20 protein-coding genes are annotated in these 26,376 nt (G+C 65.6%); 9 read left to right on the top strand and 11 right to left on the bottom strand.

From position 1 onward, the window contains the following. Positions 1-25 precede the first annotated feature (25 nt). The 5 genes from pgaA to kbl form a co-directional block, all read right to left on the bottom strand. Entirely contained in the window at positions 26-2,491 is a 2,466-nt protein-coding gene (gene pgaA, locus N511_RS0113485; protein WP_027679790.1) for a poly-beta-1,6 N-acetyl-D-glucosamine export porin PgaA, read from the bottom strand. Positions 2,492-2,564: 73 nt separating this feature from the next. Continuing rightward, positions 2,565-3,575 (bottom strand): LuxR C-terminal-related transcriptional regulator, encoded by a 1,011-nt coding sequence (locus N511_RS0113480; protein WP_027679789.1) that lies wholly within the window; start codon positions 3,573-3,575, stop codon positions 2,565-2,567. Positions 3,576-4,162: 587 nt separating this feature from the next. Next, positions 4,163-4,405, bottom strand: a complete 243-nt coding sequence (locus N511_RS24230) for a hypothetical protein (RefSeq protein ID WP_037026669.1) — start codon at positions 4,403-4,405, stop codon at positions 4,163-4,165. 109 nt (positions 4,406-4,514) lie between these two features. After that, positions 4,515-5,498, bottom strand: a complete 984-nt coding sequence (locus N511_RS0113470) for an NAD-dependent epimerase/dehydratase family protein (protein ID WP_027679787.1) — start codon at positions 5,496-5,498, stop codon at positions 4,515-4,517. Continuing rightward, positions 5,498-6,733: a glycine C-acetyltransferase gene (gene kbl / locus N511_RS0113465; protein ID WP_037026667.1), complete on the bottom strand. Its 1,236-nt coding sequence runs from the start codon at positions 6,731-6,733 to the stop codon at positions 5,498-5,500. The genes N511_RS0113470 and kbl overlap by 1 nt, the downstream gene beginning before the upstream one ends. An 87-nt stretch (positions 6,734-6,820) precedes the next feature. Between kbl and N511_RS0113460 the strand changes: the two genes are divergently transcribed. Further along, a complete protein-coding gene (locus N511_RS0113460; protein ID WP_009240078.1) occupies positions 6,821-7,417 on the top strand; it encodes a helix-turn-helix domain-containing protein in 597 nt (198 codons plus the stop codon). Positions 7,418-7,437: 20 nt separating this feature from the next. On the opposite strand, the gene N511_RS0113455 is transcribed toward N511_RS0113460, so the two are convergent. Further along, entirely contained in the window at positions 7,438-8,793 is a 1,356-nt protein-coding gene (locus tag N511_RS0113455) for an MATE family efflux transporter (RefSeq protein WP_027679785.1), read from the bottom strand. Between the two features lie 361 nt (positions 8,794-9,154). Here N511_RS0113455 and N511_RS0113450 point away from each other — a divergent pair, with 361 nt between their 5' ends. Together N511_RS0113450 and N511_RS0113445 are read left to right on the top strand one after the other, a co-directional pair. Then, positions 9,155-10,801, top strand: coding sequence for an APC family permease (locus N511_RS0113450; protein WP_027679784.1), 1,647 nt, complete (start codon positions 9,155-9,157; stop codon positions 10,799-10,801). Between the two features lie 157 nt (positions 10,802-10,958). Continuing rightward, positions 10,959-11,804, top strand: a complete 846-nt coding sequence (locus N511_RS0113445; RefSeq protein ID WP_027679783.1) for a DUF4349 domain-containing protein — start codon at positions 10,959-10,961, stop codon at positions 11,802-11,804. A 16-nt stretch (positions 11,805-11,820) separates the two neighbouring features. Here N511_RS0113445 and N511_RS24610 read toward each other — a convergent pair whose 3' ends face one another. From N511_RS24610 to N511_RS0113430, 3 genes are all read right to left on the bottom strand, one after another. Next, entirely contained in the window at positions 11,821-12,831 is a 1,011-nt protein-coding gene (locus tag N511_RS24610) for a VOC family protein (RefSeq protein ID WP_051530924.1), read from the bottom strand. 117 nt (positions 12,832-12,948) lie between these two features. Then, positions 12,949-13,929 carry an ABC transporter substrate-binding protein gene (locus N511_RS24220; protein ID WP_081785372.1) on the bottom strand — a complete coding sequence of 327 codons (981 nt, stop codon included), beginning with the start codon at positions 13,927-13,929 and terminating at the stop codon, positions 12,949-12,951. A gap of 202 nt (positions 13,930-14,131) precedes the next feature. Further along, on the bottom strand, positions 14,132-15,028 hold the full coding sequence (locus N511_RS0113430; RefSeq protein WP_027679782.1) for a LysR family transcriptional regulator: 897 nt from the start codon (positions 15,026-15,028) through the stop codon (positions 14,132-14,134). A gap of 115 nt (positions 15,029-15,143) precedes the next feature. Here N511_RS0113430 and N511_RS0113425 point away from each other — a divergent pair, with 115 nt between their 5' ends. The 5 genes from N511_RS0113425 to N511_RS0113405 all read left to right on the top strand — a co-directional run bounded on the left by N511_RS0113425 (position 15,144) and on the right by N511_RS0113405 (position 20,459). Further along, complete coding sequence (locus tag N511_RS0113425) at positions 15,144-16,028, top strand: aldo/keto reductase family oxidoreductase (protein ID WP_027679781.1); 885 nt, start codon at positions 15,144-15,146, stop codon at positions 16,026-16,028. A gap of 99 nt (positions 16,029-16,127) precedes the next feature. Further along, positions 16,128-17,003 carry a LysR family transcriptional regulator gene (locus N511_RS0113420; RefSeq protein ID WP_027679780.1) on the top strand — a complete coding sequence of 292 codons (876 nt, stop codon included), beginning with the start codon at positions 16,128-16,130 and terminating at the stop codon, positions 17,001-17,003. Between the two features lie 118 nt (positions 17,004-17,121). Further along, a complete protein-coding gene (locus N511_RS0113415; protein WP_027679779.1) occupies positions 17,122-18,138 on the top strand; it encodes a succinylglutamate desuccinylase/aspartoacylase family protein in 1,017 nt (338 codons plus the stop codon). A 49-nt stretch (positions 18,139-18,187) separates the two neighbouring features. Then, positions 18,188-19,549, top strand: a complete 1,362-nt coding sequence (locus N511_RS0113410) for an MFS transporter (protein WP_027679778.1) — start codon at positions 18,188-18,190, stop codon at positions 19,547-19,549. 16 nt (positions 19,550-19,565) lie between these two features. Continuing rightward, the gene (locus N511_RS0113405) at positions 19,566-20,459 is read left to right on the top strand and encodes an MBL fold metallo-hydrolase (RefSeq protein ID WP_027679777.1); all 894 of its coding nucleotides are present in this window, start codon (positions 19,566-19,568) and stop codon (positions 20,457-20,459) included. 46 nt (positions 20,460-20,505) lie between these two features. Here the strand turns inward: N511_RS0113405 and N511_RS0113400 are convergent, their stop codons facing one another. Together N511_RS0113400 and N511_RS0113395 are read right to left on the bottom strand one after the other, a co-directional pair. Further along, positions 20,506-21,492, bottom strand: a complete 987-nt coding sequence (locus N511_RS0113400; RefSeq protein ID WP_081785371.1) for a response regulator transcription factor — start codon at positions 21,490-21,492, stop codon at positions 20,506-20,508. Next, positions 21,473-24,871, bottom strand: coding sequence for a hybrid sensor histidine kinase/response regulator (locus N511_RS0113395; RefSeq protein ID WP_027679775.1), 3,399 nt, complete (start codon positions 24,869-24,871; stop codon positions 21,473-21,475). Before N511_RS0113395 ends, N511_RS0113400 begins: the two co-directional genes overlap by 20 nt. 263 nt (positions 24,872-25,134) lie before the next feature. Here N511_RS0113395 and urtA point away from each other — a divergent pair, with 263 nt between their 5' ends. Continuing rightward, positions 25,135-26,370 carry an urea ABC transporter substrate-binding protein gene (gene urtA, locus N511_RS0113390; RefSeq protein ID WP_027679774.1) on the top strand — a complete coding sequence of 412 codons (1,236 nt, stop codon included), beginning with the start codon at positions 25,135-25,137 and terminating at the stop codon, positions 26,368-26,370. The last annotated feature ends 6 nt before the right edge of the window (positions 26,371-26,376 follow it).

The following is a 26,376-nucleotide window of genomic DNA, read 5'->3' as shown; positions in this document are numbered from 1 at the left end:
GGTTGTCGGAGAGCTTGCATGGGCATCACAGCGGAATGTTGAGGTTCAGGTACAGGAACTTGCGGTTCTCGGGCTGGCCGTCGTAACGATGGCGGCCAAAGCCGATACCGTAGGAAACCTGCGTCTTGCGATTGATCTGCCAGACATGTTCGAGCCGCGCTTCCATCATCGGGCTGTTGCCGAACGACTGCTGGTTGTACACGCCGCCGGTCAGGTACAGGCGCTGCGTGAACGACTTGTCGGCGTAGCGCCATGGCGTCCATGACCAGATGGCGGTGGCCGTGCCGCTGTAGTCGCGTGACGGGCTGAAGTAGTTCAGGCCCGTCATGGTGTTGTTGCTGGTATCGGCACCCAGCAGCACGCCGACCGTGTGGCGCGGCGAGGTGAACACCTGCTGGTAGAAGTTCGCGGCCCAGCGCTGGCGGAGGTTGTCGTCGGAGTAGCGCGACACACCGTACGTCAGGGATGCGTAACGCGTTTCATCCCAGGTGTAGCGCACGTTGCCGCTCAAGGTCTTGCCGGTCACACCCACCTGGTACGCCTTGTAGGGCACCTCCAGGTCATCGGTGGTGACGAGGCCCGACACCTTCCAGTGGTCGCTCGGGATCCACGTTGCATCCAGGGTGCCGCCGGTCTTGCCGGCCGCACCAACAGACTGGTGCACCTCGCCGTTCACTTCGACGCCGGTGTCGAACCACTGCAGGCCTGCGCCGTTGCGCACACGGCTTTGCGTGGCGCCGTCAAACTGTGCGCGGCCCGCAAAGTTGTGGAAAAACAGGCGATAGTGATCGGCAAACGGCCCGCTGTAGGCCTTGGTGCTGACCCCGAATTCGTTGTTGGCGAACACCGAATTGCCCTTGTCCGCCGTCGATTCGATGATCAGCTGCGGGCTCTGGTAGACATCCAGATCCTTGCGCAGCGCACGCACCGAGCCGTTCTCGGGAAAGCGCTCATCCAGCCCGTTGGCGACATCCTTGGCGGTCTTCAGATCGTCCACCGCCAACGATGCGCGGCCATAGCCGGCCACCACGCTCAGGTCATCCGGGTGCTCGGCCAGCGCGGTCTTGTACATCTCGCGCGAACGATACGGCTCGGTCTGCACCATCGCGCCGTCGGCACGTGCGCTGACGAGCGATGCGGCAAACGGTGCTTCGTGGCGCCACTTGTCCAGCTCGGCAATGCCCTGGTGCGTGCGGCCCGTCAGGATCAGGTACTGCGCTTCCAGGCGCTTGATGCGCGAGTAATCGGGATTGGGCGTGCCGGCTTCCGGCGCCAGGCGCACATATTCCGGGTTGTCGGCCTTCATCTTGTCGAGCAGCGCGCGGGCGTCTTCAAAGCGGCCCGTATCGAGCATGGCGTAGAAGAGGCCTTCCTGGACATCGCCCGTTTCGATCTCGCCCGGGCTCGCATCCTTGAGCGCTTGCGCGTACGCCGCAGCGGCCTTGTCCGGCGTGTCGAGATACGCATACGCGTCGCCCGCAGCAACGCGTGTGTACGCGGGCACCTTGCCGGTCTGCGACATGGCTTCGTAGCGCTTGACGGCATCCTTCATGCGCCCGCGCGAGGACAGTGCCACCACTTCATCCGCCACGATTTCCTGGCGGAACTCCGCGTTCTCGGGCGTATCGGGCACCTTCTTGAGCAGTGCCTCGATCTCGGCCACCGCCTGATCGATGATGACGAAGCGTTCCGGCCCGTTGATGACCTTCAACTGCTGACGCCCCCAACGGATGCGCTGTGCAGCGGCGGCATGGTCCACATGCCATGACTCGGCTTCCTTGAACCAGTCCGGGTGCTGGCGCAGGTTCTCTTGCGCCAGCGTGGCCGCGCCCTCGCGCGATTCGCGCATGACTTCATCGTGGAAGGCTTGGCGGTCGGTCGGCATTGGGCCGACGGGCGCGTTGTCGGGAGCATTACCGGCGGCGTGCGTAGCCGCTGCATTGGCTGCTTCCGGCGACACCTGCAGCGGTTCCAGAGCGCCCGGACCTTGTGCGCTCGGTCCTGAAGGCACGACTGGGGCCTGGGCGGCTGCATCCGGCGAAGGCGTGCCCGGGGGCAGGATCACCGTGGGCGACTGCGGCGCGGGCGGAGGAGCCGAGGGCGCTGCCTCAACAGCCGGCATTGGCGCCGCGGGGGCTGGCGAAGTGGCTGCCGGGGAGGCCGTCACGGGCGAATCGGCGGGCGGCACGGCCTGTTGCGCCACCAGCAGCGTGCCGGCCGGCGACGCCGGCAGATCGTCACCGCCGACGATGACGGTGGTGGATGCAAACGTGGCCGGGCCCTTGGCCGCCGCGTCGCCCAACTGCGTGTCGATCAGGCGCCGGGTGGCGGCGTTCGAAGCATCGTCGATCGCGGCGTGCGCGAGCATCGGCGCCGTGCCCACCACCACAACGGTGGCGGCAGCAATTGCGCAGCGGCGTGGATGCCATGCCGCAGCCGCGCCGCTGCGTGCGGCCGGCAGGCTCGAGGAAATTGGCTCGTGGGTTGTCATTGTTGTCGTGTCCAGTGAGCGGGGCGTGCGGGCGCACGTCATCCGCATTGCATGAAGAGCTGCCTGGGCCGAGTCAGCCGAGGCGTGCCGTCCCGTTGGCGGTGCGCACCGGGGCGCGCATCGGCTTGGCAGGCGTCACGCTGGTCACGCCCCCGAAGGCGCGCGTCATGGCGGCCCAGCGAGACTCAGCGCCCAGTTCAGCGGTCGATGCGGACACCGATGCGGTGGTCCGGCCGACCGCCCCCGTCTGGGGGGAGGAAGACGCCATGACCGCGTCCCGGGGCCGTGCGCCGGCCTGGAGCGGAGTCGGTGTGCGTGCTGCGGTATGCACGAACACGTCGGCGTCTTGCGCATCGCCAGACACCTGGACGGATGTCTGCGCAGATGCAGCGCTGGTGGTGGCGGTAGCCCCGCCCTGCAGCTCCAGCGGAATGCCCAGGCGCATGGCGGCATACACCGCTTCGCTCTTGTTGCGCACGTTCAGGCGTCGATACAGCGTGCAGGCGTGCGTCTTGACGGTGGCTTCCGAAATGCCCAGCAGACGGCCAACACCCTTGACCGAGTGGCCGCGCGACAGCAGCACCAGCACTTCGTACTGGCGTAGCGAAACATTGAGCCGCTGCGCCGCTTCCGATGCATCCAGCGAGAGCATCGGCAGGGCCGCACTGGCGGCACGCGGCATCAGCGCCGGATAGGACTGGCCACCCGCCAGCACGAGCCGCAACGTGGCGAGCAAGACTTCGGGCGATTGCGATTTGGCGCAATAGGCGTCCACGCCGCACGTCATGGCGACGTGCGCTTCTTCAGCAGACAGGCTGGCGGCCAGCAGCACCACATGGCTGGCCTCGCTCGCGTCGATGGCTTCGCGCAATTGGGCGGCGAACTGGCCCGGCTCAAACGGCCCATCGGCCTCGTCCAGACCGATGACGAGCAGGTCGGCTCGTTCATCGCAAGCAGGCAATTCACCGGGGACGCCGGCAGGCAATGCCGGGGCGACGACCTCCAGACCAAGGGTCGGATGCGCGAGCAACTGCGCAAGTCCGGCTCGCAGCAACGGATGATTCTCCAGCAGGACTGCTTTCATGGTTTCCTCGTTTTCTTGTGAAGCGATTCCGGTCAGGCGCGCGCAGGCCAGCCGCTGCGGGCGAGCACGCACATGACCGTCGAAACCCCGGGACCGTCCGAGAGAAGCGCCCTGCCACCGGCGATGCGCCGGCTGTGGAGAAGCGAAGTGCGAATGCCGTGGGGACCGTGGGACCGTGGGGACCAATCCGGTTCCGGATTCGCTTATTTGGCAAAACGTGTTCTGCATGTGGCGGAACTGCCTTGCACATACAGAGTGACCGCACCACATAGAGCAAGCATCGGGCCACCTCCGTGCAGCGCAACATCTGCTTACACTTGCGGCACAAATGGCGGTGCGGGAAACAGGGAGGAAAGCCGCTGTGGCAAAGGATCATCGGGCAGCCGCATCGATTGGTGCAGCGCCGCAAATTGATTCATTTCTGTAACGGTTCAGTTACGAATTCGCGGGGTGTGACGACTGACGCCGTCATGCCGTCGGCTGTCCACTGAACGTTTTTACAACCTGTTTTAAAACTTACCGAGCGAGCGCGGCGGGCGCCACATATCGAGCGACGCGGCCGGCGGAAGATGACCGATGCGCCGCCCTCAGGGCTTATGGCGCATGGCAAAGAGGAAAAGGCTATCGATGGCGCCCACCATGAAGATGAGGCCGGCAGCCGTATGCAGCATCCAGGCACCGTCAGCGAACGGCAGTTGGATCGACGTGTGCGGAATCGCCGCCACCACGGCCGCAGCCACCGACATGCGCAGCACCGGCACCCACCATGTGCGCTTGGCGGGCGGATCGTCGCGGTGGCGCGGCGCGGGGTCGGGCGTCGAACAAGGCATGCGGCAGGGACGAGAAGTGATGGCCATGCTGCATTGTTGAACACAACCGATCGAAGCGAAACAGAAAACAGCGCCGTGCAATGCCCGTAATTCCCCTGACTGAAACTGCCTAGGCGGGGTGCGCGGCCAAGTGCGCCAGGTTCTGCAGCATGTCGGTCGTCATCTCCGCCACGCCGTATTCGGGCCTCCAGCCCCAATCGCGGCGGGCCACCGAATCGTCGATGGAATTGGGCCAGCTGGCCGCAATCGCCTGACGGAAATCCGGCGCGTAGGCCACCTCGAACGACGGACGATGCCGGCGGATTTCCGCCGCCAGCTGCTCCGGCGTAAAGCTCACGCCGGCCAGGTTGTAGCTGCCACGCTCAGTAATGCGCTCGGCGGGGGCCTCCATCAACTCGATGGTGGCGCGCACGGCGTCGGGCATATACATCATGGGGAGCGCCTCGTCGTGCTCGAGGAAGCACGTATAACGCTCGCCCTTCACGGCCGAATGGAAGATGTCGATGGCGTAGTCGGTCGTGCCGCCCCCCGGCGCAGTTTTGTACGAGATCAGGCCCGGATAGCGCAGGCTGCGCACGTCCACACCGTGGTGCTCGAAATACCAGCGGCACCAGCCCTCGCCCGCCAGCTTGGAGATGCCGTAGACCGTCTTGGGCTCCATGATCGTGCTCTGCGGCGTGTTGTCTGCGGGCGTGGTGGGCCCGAACGCGGCAATCGAGCTGGGCCAGAAGATGCGCTCGAGCTGATGATTGCGCGCGGCTTCCAGCACATTCAGCAGGCCATTCATATTGAGCGCCCAGCCCCAGGTGGGCGATTGCTCTGCTGCGGCCGACAGCGCGGCCGCCAGGTGATAGATCTGCGTAATGCCGTGGCGCTCGATGATCTCGCGCAACTGGCCGCGATCGGTCACATCCAGCGTTTCGTGGCGAATCTGCGGATGGCGGCCGCGGGGCACCATGTCGCTCGTCACAACGTTGCCGTTGCCGTGGCGCTCTGCCAGCGCGACGGCCAGCTCCGTCCCCAATTGCCCGTTGGCGCCGATGATGAGGATGCGCGGCGCCGTTCCAACTTTCGCGGTCGTACCGGTGCTCATCAGATGATCCCCAGTTCCTTGCCGGCGGTTTCAAATGCCTTGAGCGCCGCATCGAGTTGCGCGCGCTCGTGCACCGCGCTGATCTGCACGCGGATGCGCGCCTGCCCCTTCGGCACGACCGGGTAGAAGAAGCCGACCACGTACACGCCCAACTCAAGCAGACGTTTGGACAACGCCTGCGCCTTCTGCGCGTCGTACACCATGATCGGCACAATCGGATGGTCGCCCGGCTTGATATCGAAACCCAGCTCGACGATCTTGCGGCGGAAATACAGCGCGCTGTCTTCCAGCTTGTCGCGCAATGCGGTGTCGGCTTCCAGCAGGTCGAGCACCTTGATGGTCGCCCCGACAATCGATGGCGCCACCGTGTTCGAGAACAGATACGGCCGCGAACGCTGGCGCAGCAGTGCCACCACTTCCTTGCGCGCGCTCGTGAAGCCGCCCGACGCGCCGCCCAGCCCCTTGCCCAGCGTGCCGGTAATGATGTCGATCTTGCCGAACACGCCGCGGTGCTCGTGCGAGCCGCGGCCGCGCTTGCCGAGAAAGCCCGTGGCATGGCATTCGTCAATGCCGAGCAGCGCGCCGAATTCGTCGCAGATGGCGCGGATCTCATCCAGCCGCGCGATGGTGCCGTCCATCGAAAACACGCCGTCGGTAAACACCAGCTTGAAGCGAGCGCCCGCCGCGTCGGCGGCCTGCAATTGCGCGCGCAGATCATCGAGATCGTTGTGCTTGTAGCGATAGCGCTGCGCCTTGCACAGGCGGATGCCGTCGATGATCGATGCGTGGTTCAGTTCGTCGCTGATGACGGCGTCTTCCGCGCCGAGCAGCGTTTCGAACAGCCCGCCATTGGCATCGAACGCCGAGCCGTAGAGGATGGTGTCTTCCGTGCCGAGAAACTTCGCCAGCCGCGCTTCCAGCGTCTTGTGCAGGTCTTGCGTGCCGCAGATGAAGCGCACAGAGCTGAGGCCAAAGCCATGCGTGTCGAGCGCCTCGTGCGCGGCCTTCAGCACCGCCGGGTGCGACGACAGGCCGAGGTAGTTGTTGGCGCAGAGGTTGATGACCTCCTTGCCGTCAGCCGTGCGGATCACGGCGCCCTGCGGCGTGGTGATGATCCGCTCGGTCTTGTAGAGGCCGGCTTCCTCGATCGCCTCCAGCTCGCGGCGGATGTGCGCGTAGAAGGCGTCGGTGGCCCCGGTGGCGTCGGCGGAAGCGTTGGCTTGCGTTGTCCCCATGGTGCTGCTCCTGTAGACTGCGTTGATCGATAAATCGAACAAGTTCGATATATCGAATAATTCGTTCAATTTACAAGATACCAACCGATGGCACAAGCCCCCGCCACAGATGCCCTCACCGATGGCCCGCCCGCCGTTGGTGCAAAACTGCAGACACTGCGCCAGGCGCGCAAGCTGTCGCTCGATGAACTGTCGCGCCGCGCGGGCGTGTCCAAATCCATGCTCTCGCAGGTCGAGCGCAATCTGGCCAACCCGACCGTCGCCGTGCTGTGGCGCCTGGCCACCGCGCTCGGTGTCGGGCTGGCGGATTTCCTCTCGCCTGAAGGCGCGGCTGATGCGGCGCCCGCAGTGACGGTCATCCCCGCTCACTCCATCCCAGTCATCAAAAGCCCGGATGGCAAGTGCGAATTGAAGATTCTTGGCCCCGTCGACCTGGCGGCGCGCTTTGAATGGTATGAACTGGCGATCCAGCCCGGCGGCGTGCTGGCGTCAGAGCCGCACGAACTGGGCTCGAAGGAGCACATCTCCGTGCTGAGCGGCACGGTGACGGTGCAATCCGGCCCGAGTGAGAAGAAAGTGCGGCACGGGGAATCGGCGCGCTATCCGGTGGATGTGCAGCACGCCATCTCCAACGCCGGCAAGACGGTGGCGACGGCGTTGCTGGTGGTCGAATACGCGCAGTAGGCGCTGCAGATCGACGTTGTCTAGGCTGTCTGCAGTTGAGGCGCCCGCCACACGCGCGGCAGCAGCATCCCAAGCATCAGCCCGCGCAGCGCCATGAACCCCAGCATCGACAACCACAGCCCGTGGTTGCCCCATAGCGGCTGCAGCGTGATCGACAAAGCCCAGAACGCGGCGGCCGCCACAGCCATCGTCACCAGCAGTTCACGCGTGCGCGTCGCGCCGATGAACACGCCGTCAAACTGGAAGCCCCATACCGACACGACGGGCAGCAGCGCCGCCCACACCAGATACTGACGTGCGGCTTCACGCACGGCAGGCTGATCGGTCAGCACGCCGATGATGCCGGCACCCGCCAGCGCGTACACGGCCGCAAAGAGCCCAGCGCCGAGCACCGACCAGAACGTTGACACGCGAACCGCCATGCGCAGTGCAGCACGATCGCGCGCGCCCAGGGCGGCACCCACCAGCGCTTCGGCGGCGTGCGCAAAGCCGTCCAGCCCGTAGGCCATGAAGGTCAGGAAATTGAGCAGCAACGCGTTGGCGGCGAGCACCACATCGCCCTGCTTGGCGCCGGCATGCGCAAACCAGCCGAAAGCGGCCAGGAGACACAGCGTGCGCAGGAAGATGTCGGTGTTCAGCCCCATCAGGCGGCGCCAGGCGTCACGGGCGAGCAGTTCGGCGCGGGTGAGCGGCTGCAACCCCATCGGCCGTTGCAGCCAGAGCAGCAACATGCCCAACCCAAACCCGGCAATGTCGGCCAGCGCCGTTGCGGCGCCAATACCGGCGACGCCCATGCCAGCGCCCAATACCAGGGTCAGCACGGCGATCATGTTGACGGCGTTGATGAACACCTGCAGCAGCAGCGCGCGCCGCACCTGCTGGCGCCCGAGCAGCGTGCCCAGCACGACGTAGTTGGCCAGCGCAAACGGAGCCGACCAGATGCGCGTGTGGCAATACACCTCGGCCATGCGGGTGACGGATTCGCTCGCACCGAGCAGCGCCAGCGTGATGCGGATGGCCGGCACTTGCAGCACCAGCAATGCCGCGCCAATGGCAAAGGCCAGCAGCAGCGCGCGCAGCACGCTCGCCCGCAACGCCTGCGTGTCGCCCGCGCCGTGCGCCTGCGACACCAGCCCCGTGGTGCCCATGCGCAGGAAGCCAAACCCCCAGAAGACGAAGTTGAAGAAGACCCCGCCCAGCGCCACGCCACCGATGTATTCCGGCCCCGGCAAGTGCCCGGCCACCGCGGTATCCACCGCCGAGAGGATCGGCTGCGTCAGGTTGGCCAGCACGATGGGAAACGCCAGCATCAGCACGCGCCGGTGCCACTGCGCACGTGACGCGGGTGCAACCGAAGTGGCGAAAGAGGACTCCATGGGGACAAAAACTGCGCGGAAGGATGAAAAAGGCGGTGCAACCGCTCACGATTTCGCTATCATTGCGCCCCATTGCGGGCTCCGGAATCGGGCGGCAAGTGCGGCACCCCGCACAACGTCGTCGATGACTATACGCGAATCCCCCCGGAAGACAGACATCGTGTTCTGCCTTTCATCGCGGCCGGACGGGTGCGGTTGATGCTACGCGTCAGCCAGCACACGCATGTCCTGGGCTGGTGACACCCACCACATAGGACGGCGGGCGGCGCCCAAACAGCGTCGCCTCGGTAGAACTAAGCGGACTGGTAAGCAAACCGCGGTGCCCTGTCGAACTTCCGACTCGCCGGGGCGGAGACTCCTCTTGGAAAAAAACGTACAACGCAATCTCGGCGCCTGGGCATTGATGTTGACCGGCTTGGGCTCGATCATCGGCTCCGGCTGGCTGTTTGGCGCCGGCCACGCGGCAAAGGTCGCGGGCCCCGCTGCCATCTTCACCTGGGTCATCGGCGCCGTCGTCATCCTCGCCATTGCCCTGACGTATGCCGAACTGGGCGCGATGTTCCCGGAATCGGGCGGCATGGTGCGCTATGCGCGCTACTCGCATGGCTCGCTGGTGGGCTTCGTGGCGGCCTGGGCCAACTGGATCGCCATCGTCACCGTCATCCCCATCGAGGCCGAGGCTTCCATCCAGTACATGAGCAGTTGGCCCTGGCCCTGGGCGCAGTCGCTCTTCCAGCACGGTGAGCTGACGCCGCCGGGCCTGGTGCTGTCGGCAGTGCTGGTCGTGGTGTACTTCCTGCTGAACTACTGGGGCGTGAAGGTGTTTGCCAAGGCGAACAACGCCATCACGATCTTCAAGTTCATCATTCCGGCCGCAACGGCGGTGGCGCTGGTTGCAGCGGGCTTTCACCCGGGCAACTTTGGTGGCAGCTCGGCCGCGAATGTGGCAGGACAGGGCTTTGCCCCGTACGGCTGGTCTGCAGTGCTGACCGCCATTGCCACCAGCGGCATCGTGTTTGCATTCAACGGCTTCCAGAGCCCGATCAACCTGGCGGGCGAGGCACGCAACCCAGGCCGCAACGTGCCCATCGCGGTGATCGGTTCGATCCTGCTGGCCGCGGTGATCTACGTGGCGCTGCAGGTGGCCTTCCTGGGCGCGGTGCCGCCTGAGTCGCTCGTCAACGGCTGGCACGGCATTGACTACCACTCGCCGTTCGCCCAGCTCGCGATTGCGCTGAACCTGAACTGGCTGGCCATCGTCTTGTACATCGATGCGTTCGTGAGCCCGTCGGGCACCGGCAGCACGTACATGGCCACCACCACGCGCATGATCTACGCGATGGAGCGCAACAACACCATGCCAGCCATCTTCGGTCGCGTGCACCCGCTGTTTGGCGTGTCGCGCCCGGCCATGTGGTTCAACCTGGCGGTGTCGTTCATCTTCCTGTTCTTCTTCCGCGGCTGGGGTGCGCTGGCGGCGGTCATTTCGGTGGCGACGGTCATTTCGTACCTGACCGGTCCGATCAGCGTGATGTCGCTGCGCCGCACGTCGCCGGAACTGCATCGCCCGCTGCGTCTGCCGGGGCTCTCGCTCATCGCGCCGTTCGCGTTTGTGTGCGCATCGCTCATCCTGTACTGGGCCAAGTGGCCGCTGACCGGCGAGATCATCGTGCTGATGCTGGTGGCGCTGCCTGTGTACTTCTACTACCAGGCCAAGGCCGGCTGGCCCGACTTCAAGACGGAACTCAAGGGCGCGTGGTGGATGATCGCCTACCTGCCGACCATCGCCGCGCTGTCGTACTGCGGCAGCACGGAGTTCGGCGGCCACGGCTACATCCCCTACGGCTGGGACATGGGCATCGTCGCAGTGCTTTCGCTGTTCTTCTACCACTGGGGCGTGGCCAGCGGCTGGCACACGCGCTACCTGGACGAGGTGGACAGCGTGCACGAAGAAACTGAAGTGCGTGACCGCAAGCGCGCCGCACGCGAAGTCCCGCAAGGCGTCTGACGCCACGGTTGCACGCTGCAAAAAAAACGCCCGACCGGTTCTGCCGGCGGGCGTTTTTTCTTGTCTGCGGGCTGCGGGATCTGCTCAGCTGTGTGCGCTAGACTGCGCCGCAATCCCGCGGACTTTGCGTACAACCCCCACGCCATTTCATTTGCCCATGACTCGACTCCTCGGCCTGATCCCGATCCTGATCGCGCTGTCCCTGAGCGCTTGCAGCAAGAAAGAAGAATCCAGCCCAGGCGGCGGTGCATCGCCCGCGATGATGGCTGCCGCGCCCGCAACTGCGGAAAGCGCCAAGATGGCCGATCGCGCCGAGCAGCGCTTTCTCGCCTACGAACATCGCGTCTCATTGGAGGTCGACGCGCCGCAGCTCGAGCGCCTGTACCGCGAGCTGCAGGACGCCTGCGTGAACGAAGCCACGTGGCATTGCACGGTCATGGATGCCAGCATCCAGCTCGAACGGGACCAGCGCGGCGGTACCGCCCATCTGAATCTGCGCGCCAGCCCGGAGGGCGTGCGAGCCATGCGCAAACGCCTGGCGGACAGCGGTGGCGTCGTCAGCCAGGGCACCCACGTAGACGACCTCGGCCAGCCGATTGCCGAAGTCGGCAAGCGCCTGGAGATGCTGAAGAACTACCGTGCGAGCCTGCTCGACCTGCAGCGCAAGGCGACCAAGGTGGAAGACCTCATCCTGATCGCAGAAAAGCTGGCGGAAACACAATCGGAGCTGGAGGCGGCCACCGGTCAGAACACCCACCTCATGGACCGCGTGAACCGCGAGGTGCTCTCGATCGACCTGAGCACGCGGCAGACGGCAGCGCGCAGCCTGTGGGCGCCCATCGGCAATGCGTTCCGAGAATTCCTGCCTTCGCTGGTGCGAGCCAGTGCGAGCGTGATTGAAGCGGTGGCTTATCTATTGCCGTGGGCGATCGTTCTGTCGATCGTGGTGGCGCTGTTCATCAAGCTGCGGCGCAAATGGCGCCAGCGCAAGACGACGCAGTGAGCCGTCGCGCGTAGTGCTAGACCGTGGCGGCTTGACCTTGTGGCTCGCCCACCGCCGCGGCGGCACCTTGCACACGCTCCACCGCCTCGAACAGGGCGCGGATGTTGGCCGCCCCAAACCCCCGCGCACCTTGGCGCTCGATCAGTTCGAAGAAGAACACCGGCTCCGCTGTGCGCGACGGCGCCAGGAAGGACTGCAACAGCAGGCCGTCGGTATCGCGGTCGGCCATGATGCCGAGGGCCAGCGCAGCATCGCGCGGGACCGGGCAGTGCCCGATGCGCGCCAGCATGGCGTCAAACACTTCGGGCATGGAGCCCGCGAAGTTCACCTCGTGGCGTTTGAGCGCCAGGCTGTGCGCCAGCAGTGCGGGCACACGTAGCGCCACGTGCTGGATGCCCGCACCACCGTGCACATCGACAAAGCGGTGCAGTTGCGTCGTCTGGCTGCTGGCTGTGGGCGCAGAGAGCACGAGCTTCACGCTGCCGCTGGCGTTCTGCAGCACGGTGTTGATCATGCCGAGGCTGCGCGTCTGGATATGCTCGGTTTGCGTGACATGCAGGCCAAAGCCCGCTTCGTAACGCGCGACCGTTGCGCCCATGGTGCCGCAAGGCAGGCACAGCGCGAGGTGGTCGAGCCCCTGCGTTTCATCGAAGGCGGCATCGCCGGCGGCAGGTTCGCGCTCGACAAACGTGTGCGTGACATGGCCGATGCCACCCACGCGTGCCATGCGCACAGGGCGCTCCCCAGCCGGCGTAGACACGACGCCCCAGTGCGGCGGTGCCAGATCGGCAGCGCCTGCACGCACGGCGCGCCCATACGCGACGGCAACGTCATCGACCCCGAACATCACGTCATTGACGACGATTTCGTCGGCACGCGGCGCCGTGGCGCGGCCTGGCTCGACCCGCAACCACGTATCGCCGCCCAGCCGCCCCACATCGCTCGCGGGGGCCTGCAGCGTGCGCAGGAAATCGCCGGACCAGCTCGGCCCGCTGACCGATACCGATGCCACTGACGCTAGTGTCATGACCGTCTCCTGACGCCGCGCAGGCGTCGTCTTGGGTGATGGGTGATGAGTGACGGATGAAAACGGTTGGGGAAACCGTCCGCCGCTTCAGTATCGGAACGCGATCGCACCCGACAACTACGGGCCGGCGTATGCCAATGCGCCCGGTGGTGCCTGCAGGCACGGCTTCTCGGGGACACGCGTGGCGCGCGACGGCAGGAACGCATCCGTCACCGCGGCCGACCATGCGTACGGCCGGCGGACGATGCCGTGCCGGGCCAGCCACGCGGCGTAGCCCGACATGAGCGACGCATCGTGCCGGCCCCAGACACCATCCCTCAGCCACGTGGTCGACACGGCGCGCAACGATCGGGCAATCGTGGTTCGCGGGAAATACGGGATCACGCGCTCGAACAGCGGCAGCGCGCTGGCCGGATCTGCATGGGCCGCGGCAAACCCGCGCGAGGCGGCTATCAGCAAACCGCTGACCACGCCTGCGTTACGCGCCAGCCAGCGGGCATCCGCAGCGAGCAGGTAACTGTGATACGAAGGCGCGCCGATCTCGTCGATCGGCCAGACCTGGCGCTGCGCATCGGGCAAGGTGGAAGGCATCACGCCCTCCCACGCCCAGTAGCTGCCGAAGCTCGCATCGGCCGCGCCGTCACACAGTTCATCGAAGGTCAGCTCGCGCACACCAGCGTCGACCAGCTTCACGGCATCGGGGTCGCCGCCATCTGCGCGAACGATGTCGGCCAGCAAGGCGCGCGCACGCACCGTGGGGTTGAGCGCCACACGGCGCCCACAGAGATCGCGCGGGCGGGTGATGCCGCACCCGCTCACCGAATGGATGGCTTCCAGGCTGCGCTGGTTGACGGCGGCCACACCGCAGACCGGCTCCCCTATCTCAAAACGACCCAGCACGCGCCGGGTCGGGCACACGCCCAGATGCACATCGCCGCGCATGACATGATCGAGCGTGTCGCCTCGGGCGTCGTCTCGCACGACGATTTCCACGTCCAGCCCCGCACGCGCAAACCAGCCCTTGGCGCGCGCGAGGTAAAACCCGGCAGCATTCGTCCACGGGTGAAAGTACTCAAGCATGAGGCGAACGTGCTGCATGGTGCGAACGGCCGATGGCCAAGTGGACAACGGCCCCAGTGTGCGAGCCATGACCGCCACCGCGTACTACGTGGATTGTGCGAAAGGCGCGAGCGTCCTACGAGGCCATCACGGAAACTCGATGGAACCCCGTTGCCCAGGCAGCGCTGGGGCGCGAGCCGTCAGGCCACGCTGCTGCGCGACGGCAGGCGCCGTCCTAGTGCTAAGCGGCCTTGATGAAATCGATGAACGCCCTGAGCGGTGCCGGAACAAGTCGCCGCCCCGGATAGTAGAGATACGGCCCCGGGAACGGCCGCCACCAATCCTCGAGCACGGGTTCGAGCGCACCGCTGGCAAGGTGTGGATGCAGCCAGTCCTCATACAGATGGACAATGCCCACGCCGGCCAAGGCAGCGTCCACGACAAGATCGGTCGCGCCCCCAATGCGAACGAGCAGCGGGCCCGACGGCTCTACCCGAACCACTTCACCATCGCGCTCGTATTCCCACGGCGGCATCGCACCGCTTGCGAACTTGCCGCGCAGGCAGGCGTGGTCGAGCAGGTCGCGTGGATGACCGGGCCGGCCGCGTCGATCGAGATAGCCGGGCGCCGCTGCCGTTGCGAACCGCTGTGATCGCGGCCCGATCGGAACGGCGATCATGTCCTGTTCAAGCCGCTCGTCGTAACGGATGCCTGCGTCGAAACCTGCAGCCAGGATGTCGACAAAGCGCTCTTCTGCCACGACCTCCAGCTGTATCTCGGGATAAGCGTCGAGAAAGCCCGGAATGATGGCGGGCAGCACCAGCCGCGCGGCGCTCATCGGCACATTGAGCCTGAGCGTACCGGCGGGCCTTTCGCGAAAATTGTTGACGACATCGAGCGCGGCTTCCACCTCGCTCAAGGCGGGCCGCAGGCGGCTCAGCAGGCGCTGCCCCGCTTCAGTGGGTGAGACGCTGCGCGTCGTGCGGTTCAGCAGGCGCACACCGAGTTGCGTCTCCAACCGCCGCACCGCCTCGCTCAGCCCGGATGCGCTCGCGCCCATCAGCCTTGCACCTTCGCGGAAGCCCTTGGCCTGCGCCACCGCCACGAAGGCATTCAGGTCACCCAGATCGACTTTCATTGTTCGCCTTTTCGTACAACCCGTGCGGATTATGCCCCCTTATCGCGCACCGCGCTTGCGCCTACTCTGCCGTCATGCCCTTTTCTTCTTCGATCTTCGACACAGGAGTGTGACCATGTCTCTCATCGTTCAGTCCGACACGTTTTCCATCGGCGGCCACCAGGTGCACCGTCTCGGCTATGGCGCCATGCAGCTCGCCGGCCCGGGCGTCTTCGGCCCACCCAGGGATCGCGACGCGGCGCTTGCCGTACTGCGCGAGGCGGTGTCGTCGGGCGTCAACCATATCGACACGAGCGATTTCTACGGCCCGTACATCACGAATCAGTTGATCCGCGAAGCGTTGCATCCGTATCGCGACGACCTGCTCATCGTCACCAAGATCGGTGCCCGACGTGATGCGAAGGGTGCGTGGCTGCCGGCGTTTTCTGCGCAGGCGCTGACCGAAGCGGTGCACGACAACCTGCGCAACCTCGGCGTGGATGTGCTGGACGTGGTGAACCTGCGAATCATGTTCGACACGCACGGCCCCGCCGAAGGGTCCATCGAGGCGCCCCTCACAGCCCTGGCCGAACTGCAACGGCAGGGGCTGGTGCGGCATATCGGGCTGAGCAATGTCACGGCCAACCAGATCGCAGAAGGACGGCGGATCTGCGAGATCGTCTGCGTGCAGAACCACTACAACCTCGCCCACAGAAACGACGACGAGCTGATCGACGCACTGGCCCGCGACGGCATTGCGTATGTCCCGTACTTCCCGCTGGGTGGGTTCAGCCCGCTGCAGTCGTCCACGCTCAACGATGTCGCAGCGCGGCTGGGTGCAACACCGATGCAGACCGCACTGGCCTGGCTGCTGCACCGGTCACCCAACATCCTCGTGATTCCGGGCACCTCGTCGGTCGCCCACCTGCGCGAGAACCTGGGCGCGGCGGCGATGACGTTGCCGCAAGACGCGATGCGCGAACTCGACGCCGTCGCACATGCCTCGCACCAGGCGGCGTGATGCTGTGCATGGCGGCGCCGCGCAATGTCAGCAGCACCCCGTCGATTCCGCGCAGGTGCTGCACTATCATTGCCGACGACCTGACTGCGCGGGACCATCATGGAGCTTCGGCATCTTCGGTATTTCATCGCTGTGGCCGAGCTGCGCAGCGTGCGGGCCGCTTCCGAGCAGTTGCACGTCACGCAGCCGGCCATCTCGCGCCAGATCCAGGATCTTGAAGACGCCATCGGCGCAGCGCTGTTCGAGCGCACGCCACGCGGCCTGAAGCTGACGGCGGCAGGCACTGCATACCTTGATGAGGCGCGCGACATCCTCACGCGCGTCGATGCGGCAAACCGTCTGGCGCGGCGCATTGCGGACGGCGTGCATGGCCAGCTGCGGCTCGGCTTTGTCGAGAACGCCGCGTGGATCGGCATCGTCTCGCAGGCATTCAGCGCCTTTCAGCAGACCGCGCCCGACGTCGCGCTCGAACTCACGCCGATGAATACGCCGGAGCAATTTGAGGCGATTGCAGCGGGCCAGCTCGACGGCGGCTTCTGTTACCGCCTCGGCACGTTGCCGCAGGGCATCGCGGGCGTGCCCGTGCTGGAACAGAACGTCGTGCTGGCGGTGCCGCAGTCGTGGTCTCTTGGCAGCGAGGATGCGGTCCTCGCCAGCGAGCTTGCCGGCACGCCTTTCATCGCGTTTCCGCGCCGCATTTATCCCGCCTACTACGACCGGCTCCTGTCAGCCTGTGCCGAACGCGGACTCACGCTCGATATCCGCCAGGAAGCATCGACGGAAACCGCCATCCTGTCGCTTGTATCTGCCGGCATGGGTGCGGCCATCGTCAACGCCGCCAATCGTCATCGGCCACCCGCCCGCGTGCGCTTTGTCGAACTGCGCGATCTGTCGGTGCCGCTGCCGCTGGAATTCTGTTTCCTTTCGGCGCACACCAACGCGGCACTCCAGCGTTTTATCGCGCAGTTGCAGTAGACCCCCGGCGCGTTCCGGGCGCGATGCCTGCAAGGCATCGGCCGCCGCAGAAATCGGCATTGGCCGCGCTTTCCGTCGTCGGCGATAGTGAAGACACCTCGTCTTCACGCTTGCCGCCATGACAACGTCTGCCTCGCTCATTGCCACCGACATCGACTTCGAACGCGTCGGCTTCCAGACCGGAACGCTGCGCCTGCCGTGGTCACATGACCGCTCCGCCTACGGGCATATTCCGATCCCCATTGCGGTGTGCAATGCCGGCGCAGGGACCGGCCCGACCGTGCTGCTGACTGGCGGAAATCATGGAGACGAATATGAAGGCCCCGTCGCCCTGATGAAGTTGCTCCAGCGGCTGCCGGCCATGGCGACGCGCGGCCGCCTGATCGTGATTCCGGGGCTGAATTTCCCGGCCTTCCTCAACGGCTCGCGCACGTCCCCGATCGACCGAGGCAACCTGAACCGCATGTTTCCCGGTGCGCGCAACGGGCAGCCGACCGAAATGATTGCGCACTATGTCGAGACCGAACTGCTGCCGCGCGCAGATGTCGTGATCGACCTTCATGCGGGCGGCGCATCGTTCGATCACCTGCCAGCGCTGCTGGCGTCCCCGCCGGCGCACGGTGAACAACGCGCGCTGTACCTGGACCTGGTGCGCGACTTTGGCGCACCGCACACCATGATCATGGATCTGCTTGGCGAAGACCGGACCTTCGCGGCTGCCGCCGAGCGCCACGGCAAGTTGTTCTTCTGCGGAGAGTTTGGCGGCCATGCCGGCTGCGACGCCGGCAACCTTGCGATCGTCGAAGCCGGCCTGCAGCGCGTGCTGCATCGGCTTGGCGTGATGCCGGAGCCGGCAGTGCCAGCGCCGAAACAGACGCGCTTTCTGCGCGTGGAAGGCGCGCGCCATTACGTGTACGCACCGCATGCGGGCGTCTTCGAGCCGACCTTCGCCCTGGGCGACCAAGTCCGCGCCGGTCAACTCGCCGGGCGGCTTTTCGACCCGCACCGCCCCTGGGCAGCTCCCGAGAACATCCCGTTCCGCGGCGACGGCACGGTCATGTGCATGCGCACGTTTGCACGCGTGGAGCCGGGCGACTGCATCGCCCTGCTCGCCTCGGAAGCCCATCTCGACTGAGCGGGCAGCCATTCGGTTGCCCTCGCCACATAACAATACGGAGACCACGATGCGTACCCAGACCCTTTCAACGGAGGCGCCCGACGACGTTGCGCCGCTGCGTGCTGCCGGCAATGTCGGCCACCCTGTCTACATCGTCCTGCTGTTCTTTGTGTGCTTTGCCTTCTCGTACCTGGACCGGCAGGTCGTCAGCATCCTCGTGCAGCCGATCAAACAGTCGCTTGCGCTGAGCGACACGCAGATCGGCTTGCTGCAAGGCTTCTCTTTCACGATGTGCTATGCGACGGCGGGCGTGTTTGTCGCGCGACTTGTCGACCGGGCCAATCGCGTCAAGTTGATCGCAGCGTGCATCGCCATCTGGGCGATCTCGACGACCGCATGCGGGTTCGCGACGAACTTTCCGGAGCTGCTCGTAGCGCGTGCCGGCACCGCCATTGCCGAAGCGGCGTTAAGCCCCGCTGCACTGTCGATCTTCAGCGACATCTTTGCGCCGCGCCGCGTCGCGCGTGCCAGCAGCGTCTTCATGCTGGGGCCGTACGTGGGCGGTGGCCTGGCGCTGTTTGGCGGCGGCATGCTGTTGTCGGCGGCCGCGGCCGGCAGCGGAAGCGCCTGGCTGGCAGCGCATGACATCGCGCCCTGGCAGGCCGTGTTCATTGCGGTGGGCCTCCCTGGTCTGGTGTTGGCCGCGCTCGTTGCCCTGACCGTGCGCGAGCCGCTGCGGCGCGAAGTGCAGGCCCACGCCGCACGCGCCGAAGACGAGGTGCCATCGCTCAAGGACGTGCTGACCGAGCTGTTCGTGCGCAACCGCTTCTGTCTGGCGTACTTTGCCGGGTATGTCGCGCTCATCACGCTGTTCTATTCGCACGCCGCATGGTTTCCGACACTGCTGATGCGCCGGTTTCATCTAGCGCCCAATGTGGTCGGCCAGATGGCGGCGCCCGCTTACATGATCGGTGGCATGCTCGGGGTCGCGTGCGCCGGCATGCTGGCCACGCGCGTGACTGACGAGACGGCCTTGCGGCGCGTATTGGCCTTCTCGGCCTGCGCTGTTGCGATCTTGTTGCCTGCGGCCATCGCGATGCCGCTGGTGGGTGAGAGCAGCGTGGCCGTGGTGCTTTACGGCGCCTGCGCGTTTGCCGCCAGCATTGCGATGGGCCTGGCGCCCGTGCCGCTGCAAATCGCCATGCCAAACCGCATGCGCGGCCGGTCGCTCGCCTTGCTGGTGTTCATGACCAACGCGATCAGCGGAGGCGTCGGGCCGCTGTCGGTCGGTTACCTGAACGAGCGCCTGGGGCAAACTGGCACCAGCTTGGGCATGGCGCTAGCGCTGGTCGGCGGCGTGTCTGCACTTGCCAGCGCGGTCCTTTACACCATCGCAACGCGGCGGGTGCCGCCTGCCAGCATCCAATGATTTTCGGAGACCCGTCATGCCGGTGAAATCTGCCTCCCCTGTCCATCGCGTTGGCGCGGCAACCATCACCCGCGTCGACGAAACCGATTTTGCGCTGACGCCCGAACGGCTCTTTCCGCTCTGGACCGAAGAGACGGGCCGCACGCTCGAAGCGCGCTTTGCCACGGCCAGCGTCGACCTGACCAACCGCCGGATACCGCTGAAAACCCATCTGTGGGTGGTGCAGGCCAACGGGCTCACCATCGTGGTCGATACCGGCATCGGCAACGGCAAGTCGCGGCCATTCAACGCGTTGTTCGATCGGCTCGACAATCCCGTGCTGGAGCGGTTTGCGGCCGCGGGTTTCCAGCCGGAACACGTCGACTATGTGCTGCTGACGCACCTGCATGTCGACCATGTCGGCTGGAACACGCATTGGCAGGACGGGCGATGGGTGCCCGTCTTTCCCAACGCGACCTATGTGTTCGGCCAGCGCGAGCAGGACTTCTTCGCGATGCCGGAAGGCCAGCCGCGGCGGATGGTGTTTGAAGACAGCGTGCTGCCGCTGATTGAAGCCGGACAGGCCCGCGTGGTGCGCGACGCGGGCGAAGAGATTCTTGACGGCATCCGCTTCGTGCCCACGTTCGGGCACAGCTTCGGCCATATGGCGATCGAGGTGCGATCGTTTGGCGAAACGGCGCTCTTCTCCGGCGACGTCATGCACAGCGCGATCCAGGTGTACCAGCCGGCGTGGAACTCGGTGTTCTGCCTGGATCAGGCGCAGGCGCGCGAGTCGCGGCGCTGGCTTTTGGACCGGGCGGCTGAAACCGACGCGACGGTCTTCGCCGCCCATTTTCCGGAAACGTCCGCGGGCAAGGTGCAGCGTTCAGGAGACGGTTTCGAATGGCGCTACGTGCGTGGGCAGGGCTAGCGCTACAAGCGTGCCCGCCACAAAGCCGGCACAGCCCGACGGATGCTCAACCCGGCTGAGCCTGCAAAGCCAGCGCAGCAGCAGCAGCACGCGTTTCCACACCAAGCTTCTCGAAGATGTGCTCGAGATGCTTGTTGACGGTACGCGGGCGCATACCGAGGATGTCGCCGATGTCGCGGTTGGTCTTGCCGCGTGAAATCCACAGCAGCACCTCGGCCTCGCGCGCGGTCAGACGAAACCTTGCGCAAAGGCGATCGCTCACCTTGCGGTCGTCGTGCTCTTCCAACTGGATGACCCATGCGCTGTGCGGCGCGGGGCCAGCCAGCCTTGCCACCAGCCGCACGCCCTCGCCGTCTTCCGCCATCCGGCCGGCTTCGGGTACGCCGACGGGTCCCACGCTCTGCGCCAGCCACTGCTGCAATACCGGCGGCAGCCGCTGCATGTCGCTGTGGTCCGGATAAAAGCGCGCCAACAACGGCGCGACCCGCGAACTGCGCCAGTGGATCGCGCCATGCACATCGGCCACCAGCGCCGCGCGGCCGCCTAAGCCAACGATTTCGTCTGCCTGCCGGTGCGCACGGGCGCGCTCCAGATGCGCGGCGACGCGCGCGAGCACCTCTTCGGGGCGGATCGGCTTGGTGATGTAGTCGATTCCACCGGCACGGAAGCCGCGCACAACATGCTCGCTCTCCGTCAGCCCCGTCATGAAAATCACGGGAATCTGCGCGTGGCGGGCATTGGCCTTGATGTGCTCGCAGGTCTCGAAGCCGCTGATGCCGGGCATGACGGCGTCCAGCAGGATGATGTCGGGCGTCAGGCGCTCAATGCGGTCCAGCGCGCTGGGGCCGTCCAGCGCCACCAGCACGGTGTAGCCGACGGCGTCGAGCGCATCGGACAGCAACGCCAGATTGTCCGGCGTATCGTCGACGATGAGCACGACGCCGGAACCCCCAGCGGCCGCACCGATCGCCTGCCGAGCCGATGGCAGATGCAGCGCCGCCGCGCCGCCATGGTCAATCCACGCTGTGTTCATCTGAAGGGGCTCCTTTGAGCAACCTATCCAGTTCAGTCAATCGGAAGCGCCGCGCGGCCGATCGCACAGGTTGCAGCGCACCGGCAAGGTCAGGATGGCGATGTTCGGCTTCGTCCAGCAATTCGATGAGGCCGCGGATGTAACCGATCTCGAGCAACGGCCGCAACTGTGCGACCAGCTCGGCCGGCAGCGGCGCGTGCGAGCGTGCCGGCGGCGGCGCTTCCGCACCTGCTTCGCTGTCGACGATCCATTCGAGGTTGAGCAGCTCGCCCACTTTGTCGAGCAGATGCGGCAGGTGGACAGGCTTGGCAAGGTAGTCGTCGCAGCCGGCGGCGGCACCGCGTGCGCGGTCACCGGCAAACGCATTGGCCGACAACACCAGGATCGGCGCCACACTGAGTGCCTGCTTGCGGATCAGTCGGCTGGCCTCGAAGCCGTCCATCGATGGCATCGAGACATCCATCACGATCAGGTCGACCTGCAACGCGCCGAGCTGGCGCATCGCCTCGGGCCCGCTGGCGGCTTCGACGAGCGTGAAGCCCAGCGGCGCGAGCGCGCCCACCACGATACGGCGCTGCTCGCGTTGGTCATCCACCACCAGCACGGTCCGCCGCGCACCGCGATAGCCGCTGACATGGCGGATCCGGTCGACCGCGCGGGGCTCGCGCACCTCCGGCAGGAACAACCGCACGGTAAAGCGCGTACCTTCGCCGGGCACACTGTCCACGCTCAGCTGGCCGCCCATCAGCGTGGTGAGCATGCGGCAGATGGTCAAGCCGAGGCCGGCGCCGTTGTCCTGCGCGTGCGCTGCGGCGCCCCGTTCGAACGGCAGGAAGATGCGTTCCAGTTCGTCCGAGGCAATGCCGATGCCGGTATCGAGAATTTCGAAGGTCGCCAGCTCACGCGCGTAGGCCACACGCAGCGACACCGTGCCGCTCTCGGTAAACCGCACCGCGTTGCCCAGCAGATTGATCAGGATCTGGCGCACGCGCTTTTCGTCCATGCGCACCGCGTCGGGAATGCGGCCTACATGCTCCATGCGGAAGGCCAGTCCTTTTTCCGAGGCATGCGGTTCCATCATCGCTTCGATCTGCGTGAGGAACGCTGGAAACGCCACCTGGCTCACGTCGAGTTGCAGCTTGCCGGCCTCGATGCGTGCCACGTCGAGCAGACCATCGACCAGGGCCAGCAAGTGCTCGCCGCTGCGAAAGATGGTGGCAAGGCCCTCGCGGCGCGCCGGTGCCATCGACGGATCGCGCATCAGCAGTTGCGCATAGCCGAGGATGCTGTTGAGCGGCGTGCGCAGTTCATGGCTCAAGCCCGTCACGTAGCGGCTCTTGGCCCGGTTGGCAGACTCGGCGGCTTGCTTGGCCTGCTGCAGCATGGCGTCGGTCTTGCGGTGCGCTTCGATCTCGCGCATCAGCAGCATGGTCTGGCGGTTGGACTCTTCCTGCGCGACCTTGCGGCTTTCCTTGGCGAGCACCAGCCACCATGCGCCCACGCAGCCGACCAGCGCCAGCGCAAAGAACGCCTTGATGTAACCGCGCGCCAGCAATTGCAACGGCGATTGGTCCGCGCTGAGGGTGACGGCGGTCTGGTAGTAGATCAGCGTCAGCACGCCTGCCAGCAAGCCGAGAACGATCAGCAGCACGGCAGCGTACTGCGCCACGCGCACGTGCAATCGCGGCAGTTCAGTGTTTGGAAACCAGTGCCGCCACGCCTGCGCGATTTGCGCGGACAGTCTGCCGTGCGGCTTGCAGGCATCGCCACAGCGCGCATCCAATGAGCAACATAGCGAGCAGATGCTGCCGGCGTAGGCGGGGCAATGCGCCATGTCTTCTCGCTCGAACACGTTCTCGCAGATGACGCAGCGCATGGCGCCGGCGTGCGCATGTTCGGCGTCGGCGGGGGCGTGCACCTTGCGGGCGAGGTAGAACCGCCCGCGCGTGGCCACGGCGATGAGCGGCGCGCAAAGGAACGCCATGCCCAATGCGACGAACGGCGACAGCGCTTCGGTCACGGCACCGAACAACCCGAGGTGAGCCAGCGTCGCGACCACCGAGGCAATCAGCATGGCGCCCACGCCAACCGGATTGACGTCGTAAAGGTAAGCGCGCTTGAACTCGATGTGTGCGGGGCTGTATCCCAACGGCTTGTTGATGACGAGGTCTGCCACGAGCGCGCCGATCCAGGCGATGGCGACGTTGGCGTACAGCGCCAGCACTTCGCTCAGCGCCTCGAACACGCCCAGCTCCATCAGCAGCAGTGCGATCAGTACGTTGAAGACGAGCCACACCACCCTGCCCGGATGACTGTGCGTGAGGCGCGCAAAGAAGTTCGACCATGCCAGTGAACCGGCGTAGGCGTTGGTGACGTTGATCTTGATCTGCGACACCACCACGAACAACGCCATGGCCGCCATCGCCAACGCAGGCGAGCCGAACACGTACTGATAGGCCACCAGGTACATCTGCGTGGGCTCCACGGCGCGCGCCGTGCCCACCTCGTGCTGAACGGCGAGGAAGACCAGAAAGGAGCCGCCCAGCATCTTCAGCGCGCCAGGCACCACCCAGCCGGGGCCTGCCGCCAGCAAGGCCAGCCACCACTTGCCGCGGTTGGCGCGCGTCTTTTCGGGCAGGAAGCGCAGGTAGTCGACCTGCTCGCCGATCTGCACGATCAGCGCAAAGGCCACGGTGCAGCCGGCGCCAAAGGCCAGCAGGTTGAAATCGCGCCCCGATTCCGACAGGCCGCCAAAGCTCGGCCAGTCGGCAAACGCGCGCGGATTGCGCAGCAGCACCGCAGCGTAAGGCAGCACCAGCAACACCAGCCACAGCACCTGGGTCCAGCTCTGCAGCTTGTTGATGGCCGTGATGCCATGCGTTACCAGCGGGATGATCACCAGCGAACACAGCACATAGGCAATAGGCAGCGGCAGCCCGACGTAAAGCTGCACGGCCAGCGCCATGATGGCCGCCTCCAGCGCCAGGAAGATGAACGTGAAGGTCGCATACACGAGCGAGGTGACCGTCGAGCCGATGTAGCCGAAGCCGGCCCCGCGCGTGAGCAAATCCATGTCGACGCCAAAGCGCGCTGCGTAATAGCTGATCGGCAGGCCGGTCAGGAAGATCAGCACGCTCACCACCACGATTGCCCAGAACGCGTTGGTAAAGCCGTAGTTGATGGCAAGCGAACCGCCAATGGCCTCCAGCGCCAGGAACGACGTGGCTCCCAGCGCGGTATTGGCCACGCGGAATTCCGACCATTTGCGGAATCCGCGCGGCGTATAGCGCAATGCGTAGTCTTCCAGCGTCTCGTCGGCGACCCACGTGTTGTAGTCACGACGGATCTTGACGATGCGCTGGGTGCCGGATTGGTGCACGAACGCTCCCCGTTTCGGTGAACCGCGCCTGAGCTTCGTGCTCTAGGCGAGTAGGCGCGGCGGGCGATGCAAGTTCCGTTCCGCCCTCGCACTCGGCCGGTTCACCCCTGTGATGTCGCTGTGTTCTTGATTGCGGATGGCTGCGCCGTGCAATGCGGCTGCGCTGTACGTCGGTTGACGTATTCCGGCAATCGGGGCCCCCGCCTAGGCTTGCCTCCATGCCTGTTCACAACGACCACCATCCGCAACCGGGAGAAACCACGATGTCACGCCACCCCTCGCGCCTTCGGCGCCTCGCCTTGTGTCTTGCCGTCACGCCTCTGCTGGCGGCGCCGCTCGCCGCGCTCGCGCAGTCGTACCCGACCGCCAAGGTCAATGCCACCAAGCTTGCCGTGACCGACACCGAGGTCACCGTGGGCCAACTGCATTCGGCCACCGGCACCATGGCGATCAGCGAGACCGGGTCGATCCAGGCAGAGCGCCTGGCCATAGACCAGATCAACGCCGCGGGCGGCGTGCTGGGGCGCAAGATCAAGATCATCCAGGAGGACGGTGCATCGGATTGGCCGACCTTTGCCGAGAAGGCGAAGAAGCTGCTCGAAGCTGACCGTGTCGCCACCGTGTTCGGCTGCTGGACTTCGGCCTCGCGCAAGGCCGTGCTGCCGGTGTTCGAGAAAGACAACGGGCTGCTGTACTACCCCACGTTCTACGAGGGCCTCGAGCAATCCAAGAACGTGATCTACACCGGGCAGGAAGCCACGCAGCAGATCCTGGCCGGGCTGGATTGGGTGGCCAAGGAGAAGAAGGCCAAGACGTTCTACCTGGTCGGCTCCGATTACATCTGGCCGCGCACGTCGATGAAGATCGCGCGCAAGCACATCGAAAACGTGCTGCACGGCGAGGTGGTCGGCGAGGAGTACTACCCGCTGGGCAACACGCAGTTCGGCTCGCTGATCAACAAGATGAAGCTGAAGAAGCCCGACGTGATTTTTGCTGCCGTGGTGGGCGGTTCCAACGTGGCCTTCTACAAGCAGATGAAGGCGGCGGGCGTGACCGCCGACAAGCAGACACTGCTGACGCTGTCCGTCACCGAGGATGAACTGCTCGGTATCGGCGGCGAGAACATGGCCGGCTTCTACGCCTCCATGAAGTACTTCCAGAGCCTGGACAACCCCAACAACAAGAAATTCGTCGAGGCCTTCAAGGCCAAGTATGGCGCCAAGGCCGTCATCGGCGACGTCACGCAGGCGGCTTACCTCGGCCCGTGGCTGTGGAAGGCGGCGGTGGAAAAGGCCGGCAGTTTTGACGTCGACAAGGTGGTCGCGGCCTCGCCCGGCATCGAGCTGAACACCGCGCCGGAAGGCTACGTGAAGGTGCACGCCAACCACCACCTGTGGAGCAAGACGCGCATTGGGCAAGTGCAGACGGACGGCCAGTTCAAGGTGGTCTACGAGTCCGGTCTGATCGAACCGAATCCGTTCCCGAAGGGCTACCAGTAACCCGCC

The sequence above is a fragment of the Ralstonia sp. UNC404CL21Col genome (assembly GCF_000620465.1).
GTDB classification, from domain to species: domain Bacteria; phylum Pseudomonadota; class Gammaproteobacteria; order Burkholderiales; family Burkholderiaceae; genus Ralstonia; species Ralstonia flatus.
The sequence above is the reverse complement of the archived record's forward strand: the minus strand, read 5'-3'. Positions and strand labels throughout refer to the sequence as shown.

What these genes read in the sequence shown, in the direction of transcription:
- N511_RS0113480 (WP_027679789.1), bottom strand. Translation starts at nt 3,575, where the DNA reads ATGAAAGCAGTCCTGCTGGAGAATCATCCGTTGCTGCGAGCCGGACTT.
- pgaA (WP_027679790.1), bottom strand. Translation starts at nt 2,491, where the DNA reads ATGACAACCCACGAGCCAATTTCCTCGAGCCTGCCGGCCGCACGCAGC.
- N511_RS0113430 (WP_027679782.1), bottom strand. Translation starts at nt 15,028, where the DNA reads ATGAAAGTCGATCTGGGTGACCTGAATGCCTTCGTGGCGGTGGCGCAG.
- N511_RS0113455 (WP_027679785.1), bottom strand. Translation starts at nt 8,793, where the DNA reads ATGGAGTCCTCTTTCGCCACTTCGGTTGCACCCGCGTCACGTGCGCAG.
- N511_RS0113400 (WP_081785371.1), bottom strand. Translation starts at nt 21,492, where the DNA reads ATGAACACAGCGTGGATTGACCATGGCGGCGCGGCGGCGCTGCATCTG.
- kbl (WP_037026667.1), bottom strand. Translation starts at nt 6,733, where the DNA reads ATGGGGACAACGCAAGCCAACGCTTCCGCCGACGCCACCGGGGCCACC.
- N511_RS0113470 (WP_027679787.1), bottom strand. Translation starts at nt 5,498, where the DNA reads ATGAGCACCGGTACGACCGCGAAAGTTGGAACGGCGCCGCGCATCCTC.
- N511_RS0113415 (WP_027679779.1), top strand. Translation starts at nt 17,122, where the DNA reads ATGACAACGTCTGCCTCGCTCATTGCCACCGACATCGACTTCGAACGC.
- N511_RS24610 (WP_051530924.1), bottom strand. Translation starts at nt 12,831, where the DNA reads ATGACACTAGCGTCAGTGGCATCGGTATCGGTCAGCGGGCCGAGCTGG.
- N511_RS0113460 (WP_009240078.1), top strand. Translation starts at nt 6,821, where the DNA reads ATGGCACAAGCCCCCGCCACAGATGCCCTCACCGATGGCCCGCCCGCC.
- N511_RS0113405 (WP_027679777.1), top strand. Translation starts at nt 19,566, where the DNA reads ATGCCGGTGAAATCTGCCTCCCCTGTCCATCGCGTTGGCGCGGCAACC.
- N511_RS24230 (WP_037026669.1), bottom strand. Translation starts at nt 4,405, where the DNA reads ATGCCTTGTTCGACGCCCGACCCCGCGCCGCGCCACCGCGACGATCCG.
- urtA (WP_027679774.1), top strand. Translation starts at nt 25,135, where the DNA reads ATGTCACGCCACCCCTCGCGCCTTCGGCGCCTCGCCTTGTGTCTTGCC.
- N511_RS0113445 (WP_027679783.1), top strand. Translation starts at nt 10,959, where the DNA reads ATGACTCGACTCCTCGGCCTGATCCCGATCCTGATCGCGCTGTCCCTG.
- N511_RS0113410 (WP_027679778.1), top strand. Translation starts at nt 18,188, where the DNA reads ATGCGTACCCAGACCCTTTCAACGGAGGCGCCCGACGACGTTGCGCCG.
- N511_RS24220 (WP_081785372.1), bottom strand. Translation starts at nt 13,929, where the DNA reads ATGCAGCACGTTCGCCTCATGCTTGAGTACTTTCACCCGTGGACGAAT.
- N511_RS0113425 (WP_027679781.1), top strand. Translation starts at nt 15,144, where the DNA reads ATGTCTCTCATCGTTCAGTCCGACACGTTTTCCATCGGCGGCCACCAG.
- N511_RS0113420 (WP_027679780.1), top strand. Translation starts at nt 16,128, where the DNA reads ATGGAGCTTCGGCATCTTCGGTATTTCATCGCTGTGGCCGAGCTGCGC.